The organism is Maribacter sp. 4G9 (assembly GCF_002742265.1).
Taxonomy (GTDB): domain Bacteria; phylum Bacteroidota; class Bacteroidia; order Flavobacteriales; family Flavobacteriaceae; genus Maribacter.
The window spans coordinates 67,682-78,237 of sequence record NZ_MDGL01000168.1; the positions used below are offsets into that span (position 1 = coordinate 67,682).

7 protein-coding genes and 1 pseudogene are annotated in these 10,556 nt (G+C 41.7%); 1 reads left to right on the forward strand and 7 read right to left on the reverse strand.

Going from position 1 to position 10,556, the window contains the following annotated elements:
• Positions 1–21: 21 nt before the first annotated feature.
• Together BFP75_RS17540 and BFP75_RS17545 are read right to left on the reverse strand one after the other, a co-directional pair.
• Positions 22–3,141, reverse strand: coding sequence for a TAT-variant-translocated molybdopterin oxidoreductase (locus BFP75_RS17540; protein WP_099546642.1), 3,120 nt, complete (start codon positions 3,139–3,141; stop codon positions 22–24).
• Positions 3,142–3,177: 36 nt separating this feature from the next.
• A complete protein-coding gene (locus BFP75_RS17545) occupies positions 3,178–4,539 on the reverse strand; it encodes a c-type cytochrome (RefSeq protein WP_099546643.1) in 1,362 nt (453 codons plus the stop codon).
• Between the two features lie 229 nt (positions 4,540–4,768).
• On the opposite strand from BFP75_RS17545, the gene BFP75_RS17550 reads away from it, so the two are divergent.
• Positions 4,769–5,140, forward strand: coding sequence for an SPOR domain-containing protein (locus BFP75_RS17550; RefSeq protein WP_099546644.1), 372 nt, complete (start codon positions 4,769–4,771; stop codon positions 5,138–5,140).
• 42 nt (positions 5,141–5,182) lie between these two features.
• On the opposite strand, the gene infB is transcribed toward BFP75_RS17550, so the two are convergent.
• The 5 genes and pseudogenes from infB to BFP75_RS17575 all read right to left on the reverse strand — a co-directional run.
• Positions 5,183–7,891, reverse strand: coding sequence for a translation initiation factor IF-2 (infB, locus tag BFP75_RS17555; RefSeq protein ID WP_099546645.1), 2,709 nt, complete (start codon positions 7,889–7,891; stop codon positions 5,183–5,185).
• Positions 7,892–7,933: 42 nt separating this feature from the next.
• Positions 7,934–9,166: a transcription termination factor NusA gene (nusA, locus tag BFP75_RS17560; protein ID WP_099546646.1), complete on the reverse strand. Its 1,233-nt coding sequence runs from the start codon at positions 9,164–9,166 to the stop codon at positions 7,934–7,936.
• 12 nt (positions 9,167–9,178) lie between these two features.
• The gene (gene rimP / locus BFP75_RS17565) at positions 9,179–9,640 is read right to left on the reverse strand and encodes a ribosome assembly cofactor RimP (RefSeq protein ID WP_099546647.1); all 462 of its coding nucleotides are present in this window, start codon (positions 9,638–9,640) and stop codon (positions 9,179–9,181) included.
• Positions 9,641–9,811: 171 nt separating this feature from the next.
• Positions 9,812–10,138 (reverse strand): hypothetical protein, encoded by a 327-nt coding sequence (locus tag BFP75_RS17570; protein ID WP_240531822.1) that lies wholly within the window; start codon positions 10,136–10,138, stop codon positions 9,812–9,814.
• Between the two features lie 244 nt (positions 10,139–10,382).
• A pseudogene (locus tag BFP75_RS17575) lies at positions 10,383–10,556 on the reverse strand (IS5 family transposase); the annotation flags it as partial.

Below are 10,556 nucleotides of genomic sequence, written 5' to 3' on the forward strand. Positions count from 1 at the left end.
ATAATTACTTTCTAGTATTGTTTACGCTTCGTTGGTATTTCTAACCTTTACATGGTAGAATACATTTGGTTTTGTTCCTACATGCTCCAATAAATGGTACATACGGTCACTCTCCTTAAGTTCGGCCACTTTACTCTTTTCGTCATTTATGTCCCCAAACACAATGGCTCCGTTGCTACATGCAGACGAACAGGCCGTTTGGAACTCACCATCCTCAATCACCCTTCCATCTCTTTTGGCATCTAAAATAGTTTTTTGTGTTTTTTGCATGCATAATGAACATTTTTCGATTACCCCTCTGGAACGAACGTTTACATCTGGGTTCAATACCATTTTACCCAAATCGTTGTTCATATGAAAATCGAATTCGTCATTGTTATTGTACAAGAACCAGTTGAACCGACGTACTTTATAAGGACAGTTATTGGCGCAATATCTTGTTCCCACGCATCTGTTGTATATCATTTGACTTTGACCCTGTCTTCCATGTACTGGAGCCCCTACAGGGCAAACCGTTTCACATGGCGCATGGTTACAGTGCTGGCACATTACCGGCTGGAAGGCAACTTGTGGATTCTCGGAAGGGTCTTCCAACTCACTAAAACCGCTAAGGGAACCCTTATCGCCCTTTAAGCCATCAAACTCCTCTTTTTTAGTGTCGTCTTGCTCAAAGGTCTCTTCGGAAGAATAGTACCTATCGATACGCAGCCAGTGCATATCCCTGGATTTCCTTACTTCGGCCTTACCAACAACAGGTACATTATTTTCTGCATGGCAGGCAATGATACAAGCCCCACATCCTGTACATGCATTTAAATCGATGGACATATTAAAATGATGTCCAATAGAGCGATCAAAACTTTCCCACAAATCGACAGAAGTTGCCGGAACCTCCTGGTGGTTCAAGGAAACTTGGGGAACATGATTCCATTCCGCATGGTCCTTTGTATTAAATATCTCTAAAGTCGTTTCTTTAATAATGTCGCCTCTACCCATCAAGGTCTTATGAAGCTGGACACAAGCAAATTCATGATTACCCGAAGCCTTTTCAACCGTTACGACTTGATTGGCATTAAAACCTTCGTATAATTTAAAAGCATTGACACCTGTTTGCATCTCCTCCTTCATCCCTACGGTTTTACCATATCCAAAAGATAGTCCCAAAGAACCTTTTGCCTGACCTGGCTGTACAACTACAGGTACATTTTGTATGGTTACACCGTTGACGGTTAAATTCACATAGTTACCATCCATTCCTCCGTTTGCAACATTGACATTTTCAACACCCAATGTTTCCGCATCTGATTTTGAAATAGTTACATAGTTGTCCCAAGAAACCCTTGTGATTGGATCTGGAAACTCTTGCAACCAAGGATTACTTGCCTGTTGACCATCTCCCATTCCTACTTTGGAATACAAGGTCAATTCCATACCACCACTGGTCGCATTTGCCAAACTTCTGACTGCTGAGGCCAATGGAACACTTGTAGATTCCATTTCAGTTTCCTCAGAAACAGGTGCCGGAACTGACCCGACTTCCAAATCCACGGTCGTAGACTGTGCTTCAAAAACACCGTCCTGTAAAGCTTGGTTCCAACTTGCCCCATTTAGAATACTGGAGGTCCATGTATCCTTTATATAATCATAGTAAGAAGCATTGCTTCCCATCCAACCCAAAAGGGCCGATTGAAATTGCTTCGTATCGAAAAGCTCTTTTATAGTGGGCTGCATTAAGCTGTAATGCCCTTTTTTTATCTGGGTATCCCCCCAAGACTCTAAATAATGATTGGAGGCCGCGGCATACTGGACTACCTCGGCAGTTTCATTCCAATTGGTAGTAAACAAAACAGAAAGGTCCGTTTTCTCCAAACCTTCCTTAAAGTCGGCGGCATTTGGCAGTGAATACATTGGGTTCACCCCGTCCATGATCAAGGCACCAACCCTACCGGCCTTCATATCGGAAATCAACGCCTCCAACATCTTAACATTCCCCTGCCTAGTATACCTTGGCGAAGTGGGATCAAATGCCCTACTGCCCAACATTTCATTGATAGCCAGTACTACGGCTTGCGCATTGACATCATCAAGCCCGGTAACCACAACGGCATTAGCACCCGCTTTCTTAATCTCTGCAGCTACTTGATCAACAACTGCATCATACTCAGAAGTATTGCCCCCAACAGAGGTGCCGTTCAACTTGCCATATAATTTAGCAAGTACTATTTTTTGTGCCGTAGGCGTTAAAGGAACTCTTTTATCCGCATTGGCACCGGTCAAAGACATATTAGCCTCTAACTGCACATGTCTTGACATTTTCCCATTCTTGGGCACACGCCCTCTTGAATAACCTCCATCAAATCCCCCACCTTGCCAATCAGAAAGAAAATCAGCACCAAAAGAAACAATCAGGCCAGCTTTTTCGAAATCATAATCCGCTAAAGCACGCTCTCCGTATCTATTTTCAAATGCAGTTAAAGCCGCATCCTCGGAAATAGCATCATAAGTTATATGGTGCACGTTTTCGTTTGCCGCCTTCAACTCGTCCATCAATCTATTGGTAGAGGGGCTTGCATAGGTCTGGGTCAACAATGCAATTTTCCTAGCAGAACCTTTAAGGCTTTCCATCTTTGCTTTTACAGCATCGTTTAAAGCATCCCATTCTACGGGCTCTCCATTAAACATAGGCCCTTGCAATCGCGTACTATCGTATAATGACAATACCGAAGCCTGAATTCTAGCATTCGAAGCACCACCTACTTTGGCCAACGTATTATTCTCAACTTTTATAGGACGCCCTTCACGGGTCTTTATCAAGATGCTTGCAAAATCAAAACCGTTTGCTATGGTAGTGGCATAGTAATTGGCCACTCCGGGAACAATATTCTCGGGCTGTACCACATAAGGAATCGATTTGATTACCGGACCCTCACATGCCGCCAAAGAAGCCGCAGCCGTACTAAAACCAACATATTTGAGAAAATCCCTACGATTGGTATTTGTTGAGGACAAAGTATCTTTGTCGCCCAAGAAATCATCAACCGGAATCTGCTCTACAAATTCGTTCTGTCTTAGCGCCTCAACAATGGAATCGTTAGGATTTAACTCCGCTTCGCTTTTCCAATATTTTTTGTTTGATGCCATACGTAATATCTGTAATTAGCTTCTTTAATTTATTATTTAATAGTGACACTTTCCACATTCCAGACCGCCCATTTGAGCAGCTGTCAAATTCTCAACACCATACTTCTTGGAAAGTTCGGCATGAATTTTTTCATAGTACTCGTTTCCTTCTACCTTGACGTTGGTCTCCCGGTGGCAATTAATACACCAGCCCATGGTTAAAGGAGAATATTGGTACATAATCTCCATCTCCTCCACAGGGCCATGGCACGTTTGGCATTCAATACCAGCTACAGAAACGTGTTGTGAGTGATTAAAATAGGCGAAATCTGGAAGGTTATGGATACGGACCCATTCTACGGGCTGACTTTCACCTGTATACTTTTGGTTCTCTTCATCCCAACCTACGGCCTTATACAACTTCTTAATTTCCTTGGTGTAAAATTCATTGGTATACCCATTGGCCAAATCCTCTTGAGATGGACCTTCAGGATCTCCCGTATACTCATAAATAGATTTATGACAGTTCATACATACATTCAACGAAGGTATACCGGAGTGTTTGGAAACACGGACAGACGAGTGACAATACTTACACTCGATTTTGTTGTCACCTGCGTGTATTTTATGTGAATAATGTATAGGTTGAATAGGGGCATAACCTTGATCAACCCCTATTTGCATCATCCAGCCGTATGCGAAATATGCACTTCCCAACAATAGGAATATCACGGTCACCAATACTAGAAATTGATTTTGCGCGAAAGCTTTCCAAATTGGGACTCTTTTTTCCGCCCGTTCCTTTTCGATTGAAATTCCGTTCGCTTCCGCTATTCTTCTCAAGGTATTATTGACCAATATCAACATGACCACCAAAAGAGCAAAAACAACGGCCAATGCACCCAAAATTATCTCATTGGAAATACCTCCGGAAGACTGTCCAGCACCTACAGCCGAAACTTCACCGGCAGCCGGAGTGGCAGGTGCCGGCGGTGGAGCGGCCGTATATGCCAAAATGTTGTCTATATCCTCGTTTGTCAACGTTGGAAAGGCAGTCATCGCCGCTTGATTGTACTCATTATAGATTTTAACGGCATATGCATCCCCAGCCTTGATCATCCCAGGACTGTTTTTAATCCAGGCGTATAACCATTCCCTATCCAACCCCTCTTCTTCCGACAAACGACTTTCGACTTTCGCCAAGGCAGGACCCGTCATTTTACGGTTCAAGGCGTGACAAGCTGCACAATTCTGATTAAATAAAGCCTTACCTGCAGCGGCATCACCATTAGTTGCAGCGGCATCACCAGACTCAGCAACAACATCTTGTGCCACCAACGAAACTGAAAAAAGTAGGATAGCTACTAAACTGAAAACAAAGACTTTGGAAAACTGATTGCGGTACGGTACCTTTTTCATAAATAGAATATTTCAATCGGAATCTTGGCACGATTTTAGCCCGTATTTTAACGACAAACGGTAAAAAATGCCTTAATCGATGACAAAAATACGACATAGACTTTATTTGGTAAAAGGTAAATGTATTTATAACTAATAATTTATAATTATTCTAAATAACTGAAATTGCTAACCCTTTATCCTTTAAAAATTTACATTTGTGGAAGGAAATAAAACCCCCGTTTTTTAAATGAAAAAACTTTTTTACATAGCGATTCTGATTTTTTTCGCAACCAAGACAAATGCCCAGGAAGGTACTATCTCCATAGACCAGGATGCACAAATAACCCAGCTATTGGATCTCTATAAAAAGTCGCTCGACAAAAATGATTATTACAGAATTCAGGTAGGTTTTGTCAGCAATAACGAAAAGGCCCAAGAAATCAAAAGCAATGTGGAAATCGACTTTCCTGAATTGCCTTCCCAAATTGACTTTGACTCCCCAACATACAGAATAAGGGTAGGCAGGTTCAAATCCAAATTGGAAGCCGAACGTAAATTCAATGAGGTTCGAAAAAAATATCCCGATGCTATGTTATTAAAACCAAAAAAATCGACCTAAAAGGTCGATTTTTTTATTTATTGAATTGTTCAAAAAAGATAGTTATTTCAACTTCTTTTTGACAGCTACTTCTTGGAATGCCTCTACAATATCATCAACATAGATATCATTGTAGTTCTTGATTTGAAGTCCGCAATCATATCCTTTGGAAACTTCCTTAACGTCATCCTTGAATCGCTTTAAGGACGACAGTTCGCCAGTGTAGATTACCACACCGTCCCTAATTAGACGGATATTGGAATTCCTATAAATTTTGCCACTGGTCACCATACAACCGGCAATAGTACCTATTTTGGAAATTTTGAAAGTCTCCCTTATTTCCGCCGTACCTGTAATTTCCTCTTTCATTTCTGGAGAAAGCATACCCTCCATTGCGTCCTTAAGATCGTTGATGGCATCGTAAATGATGGAATACATCCTGATATCAATCTCTTCATTTTCAGCAATGGTCTTCGCATTGCCCATAGGCCGAACATTAAAGCCTATGATAATAGCATCTGATGCAGAAGCCAACAATACATCGGACTCCGTTATAGGTCCTACCGCTTTGTAAATGATGTTCACCTGGATTTCATCGGTCGATAGTTTCTGGAATGAATCCGTCAAAGCCTCGACAGAACCGTCCACATCACCTTTAAGTATAATATTCAATTCCTTGAATTCGCCCAAGGCAATACGTCTGCCTATTTCATCCAAAGTGATATGACGTTGCGTCCTGACCGATTGCTCACGTTGTAATTGGGACCTTCGAGCAGCAATTTGCTTGGCTTCCCGTTCGTCCTGCAATACATGGAACTTATCACCTGCCTGTGGAGCACCGTCCAGACCTAATATGGATATGGGTTGCGATGGTCCCACTTTGGTAACATTTTTACCCCGCTCGTCTTGCATGGCCTTTACTTTTCCACTCGTTGTTCCGGCCAAAACATAATCCCCAATATTCAAAGAACCAGCTTGTACCAAAATAGTGGACACATAACCCTTTCCTTTATCCAAAAAGGCTTCAACAACCGTACCGGATGCCAGTTTGTTGGGATTTGCCTTTAACTCCAATAATTCAGCCTCCAACAACACCTTTTCCAATAATTCCTTTACACCTTGTCCGGTCTTGGCAGATATGTCATGGGACTGGATTTTCCCTCCCCAATCTTCTACCAACAAGTTCATCTGGGCAAGCCCTTCTTTGATTTTATCTGGATTGGCCGTTGGTTTGTCCACTTTATTTATGGCGAACACTATAGGAACACCGGCCGCCTGTGCATGACTGATCGCCTCCTTTGTTTGCGGCATAATATCGTCATCTGCGGCGATTACAATAATCGCAATATCCGTTACTTGGGCACCTCTGGCCCGCATCGCCGTAAACGCTTCGTGACCTGGGGTATCCAGGAATGAAATCTTCTGACCATTATCCAAGGTTACTGCATAAGCACCAATGTGTTGGGTAATGCCCCCGCTTTCACCTGCAATTACATTCTCTTCCCTAATATAATCCAACAAAGAGGTTTTACCATGATCCACATGTCCCATCACCGTAACAATGGGCGCCCTTGGCTCCAAATCTTCAGGTGCATCCTCTTCGACAACAATACTTTCCTCAATATCAGCTGTTACAAATTCCACTTCATAACCAAACTCATCCGCCACTATGGATAGGGTTTCCGCATCCAAGCGCTGGTTCATGGTAACCATAATGCCCAACGACATACATGCCGAAATTATTTCGGTAGTGGAAACATCCATCATCGTGGCGACCTCGCTTGCCGTTACGAATTCCGTAACCTTAAGGATTTTACTTTCAAGTTCTTGTTGTTCAAGATCTTTTTCAGTCTGCTGACGATGTTGATCTCTTTTGTCCCGTCTATATTTGGCACCTTTCCCTTTCTTGGTTTTACCCTGCAATTTCTCCAGGGTCTCCCGTACCTGCTTTTGCACATCTTCCTCTGTAGGCTCCACCTTTGGTGCTGAAAAACGTCTGTTTCCTTTACGATCATTCGCGTTGCCAGCTTTTGGGGATTGACCTGGTCCCGAAGTATTTTTACTTACAATGCGCTTTCTTCGTTTTTTTCTATCAGAACTTTCTGTATTGCTTTTCTCCTCTTTCTTCTTTTTGGGTTTTTGAAACTTGGAAAGATCTATTTTATCGCCCGTAATTTTGGGACCCGTTAATTTCTTGTATTGGGTCTCCAAAGTTTCCGGAGCATCCGACTTGTCCTGTGGGGCCTCCTCTTTACTTTTTTGTGCAACTGGAGGGTCAGCTTGGGTTTTATCCTCTTTTTTAGGCTCTTCAGGTTGGACCGGTATAACAGGCGCTACAGGCTGCTCCTTTTCCTTAGGCTTTTCTTCTTCCTTAACTTCTGGAACCTCTTCCTTTTTCTTAGGGTTCAAATCAATTTTACCGACCGTCTTAAGACCTGCAAGCTCAACTTTTCCAACCAATTTTTGCTCTTCCTGGGCCGTATTCCTCTTTTCACGGGCCAGTCGTCGCTCTTCTTGTTCCTGCTCCAACTGGATCCGTATGGCTTCCTTTTCCTTTCGCTTTTCCTCCCCTACCTCCTTAGAAGCAACTTTTTTGCTCTTATCGGTCTGGAACTCGTCCAGTAGTACCTGATACACCTCATCGGAAATTTTTGTGGTCGGCCTAGCGTCCACATCATGCCCTTTGCTGTTCAAGTAATCTACTGCTCTGTCCAAGGAGATATTAAGCTCCCGAAGAACTTTATTAAGTCTTATTTTTGGATTGTCTGCCATAAATACTGATTCCCGTTCTTTTATTTATTCGCTAATATATAGCTAATCTTCTAATTCTTCTTTTAGGATACGCACAACTTCGATAATTGTCTCCTCCTCAAGATCCGTACGTTTTACCAGATCGTCCACATCTTGATCCAATACGCTCCTTGCGGTATCCAATCCTATTTTCTTAAACTCATCGATAATCCATCCATCAATTTCATCCGAGAATTCCGTCAATTCCACATCTTCCTCAACACCTTCCCTGAAAACATCTATTTCATACCCCGTGAGTTGACCTGCCAACCGGATATTATGACCTCCCCTACCTATAGCCTTGGACACCTCTTCTGGCTTTAAGTATACCTGAGCCGTCATTTTTTCATCGTCCAATTTGACCGAGGAAACCCTGGCCGGGCTCAAAGCCCTTGTGACCAACAATTGGGGATTGGAGGTCCAATTGATTACGTCTATATTCTCATTGCCCAATTCCCTGACTATACCATGTATCCTAGAGCCCTTCATACCTACACAGGCACCAACCGGATCAATCCTATCGTCATAGGAATCCACGGCTACTTTGGCCTTTTCACCAGGAATACGGACTGCTTTTTTAATTGTGATCAAACCATCAAAAACCTCTGGTATTTCCTGGAAGAACAATTGCTCCAGGAACAAGGGAGAACTTCTGGACATGATTATGGTAGGTTTAGCTCCTTTCAATTCCACACTTTCAATAATGCCCCTAACATTATCCCCTTTCCTAAAAAAGTCCGAAGGTATTTGCCTATCCTTTGGAAGGATAATTTCATTGCCCTCATCATCCAACAAAATAACAGCTTTGTGGCGAATATGATGAACCTCTGCCGTATATATTTCTCCTTCAAGATCCTTGAACTGCTTATATATAGTTGTATTATCGTGCTCGTGAATCTTGGCAATCAAATTTTGGCGAAGTGCCAAAATTGCACGTCTTCCAAGATCGATTAATTTAACCTCTTCTGACACATCCTCGCCTACTTCAAAATCGGGTTCTATCTTTCGTGCCTCGGAAAGTGATATTTCCTCGTTAGGGTCCTCTACTTCTCCATCTTCTACTACCACCCGATTACGCCAAATTTCCAAATCTCCCTTGTCCGGATTAATGATAATATCAAAATTATCGTCTGATCCAAATTTCTTTTTAAGGGCGTTCCTAAAAACATCCTCCAAAATTGCCATAAGTGTTACCCGATCTATGAACTTGTCATCCTTAAACTCCGAGAAAGATTCAATTAACGCAATATTCTCCATTGGTAATTACAATTAAAATTTTAATATAACTTTTGCTTTTTTTATTTCGGAAAACGGTATTTCCTCCCTTTTCTGAACCGTAACTTTCCCCTTACCAATAGGTTTGGGCTCCCTAGCCTTCCACTCCAATACAATATACTCATCGTTGGTCTGGACAAGCTTGCCTTCATAAGATGAACCAAAGGTCTCAACCTCCAATTTTCTTCCTATATTCTTTTTATATTGCCTGGGCATGACCATCGGCGCAGTTGCTCCAGCAGAGGCAACTTCGAGCGAGAAGTCCTGTTCCTCCCTATCAAGATTATGCTCAATGGCCCTACTTATCTTGATACAGTCGTTGACCGTCACCCCATGATCTCCGTCAATTACGACCTTTATTTTATTATCGGGGGAAACGGTAAAGTCAATCAAAAAGAGGGTGGAATCTTCTTCCAAACCCTTTTCTAACAATTCCCTTACTCTTTCCTTTAACATAAAAAACCAAGTAATAAAAGAGGGGACAAATTGTCCCCTCACGAATACTTTTATTCTTTCAGTGATGCAAATATACAACAATCTTTGTTGTTTGCAATACGTTGTTAGATTTCAAATAAACAATTTATCATCAGGCATTTAAAAATAATGGACCAAACATAAACAAAAACACTAAATTCCACCCAACATACCCGCTGTTTGGGACTTTTCCACTTGAACATTCAAATCATTTATACTATCCACTTCCCTGCGAAATCTCAAAATCATTAAGGTATCCAACTGATTTTGAATGCTATCCCTCATTTTCTGCCAATTGGCTGCATTCATTTTTTTATTGTATACAGTGATTTTATCAAATCTTGAAAGATTATATCTATTGGCCTTCCAAGCATGCTGGGTACTCTTGCGGTGTTGTAAATCCTGAAGATAGATACCCACACCAAAACCAATTAGCACAAGGACTAGGATGATCTTTAAACTTTTTGCGGTCAACTTCATAACATTGGTTTTAAGAGTGGGACAAAGCTATGGGATAGTAACAAACACACAGTCTTTTTTCAAAATAATATTAATGCAATCGATTGACAATGTACAAAATATCAACCAAAGGTCTTTACAACTTTTTTTGTTGGCCTAGTAGAGGATGCCTTCTGATAAATATCAGCAATAGCATCATCAAAGGCGTCTTTTGAAAACGGCTTCGACAAAAAGTTGGAACAACCCAATTTCATTATGAAGTGGTTTAAACTTTTATTTTTTTCTTTTTCTTGAATTTTTTCAACGCTATCGCAATGAATGCCAAATAGTTGAATCCTTTCCAGCTTTCGGTGGTCGTATCGAACCTGTTGAGCAGGGAACGGTAGCTGTCCATCCATGCATTCGCCCTTTCCACGGCATATCTTTCATCGTATAGGTC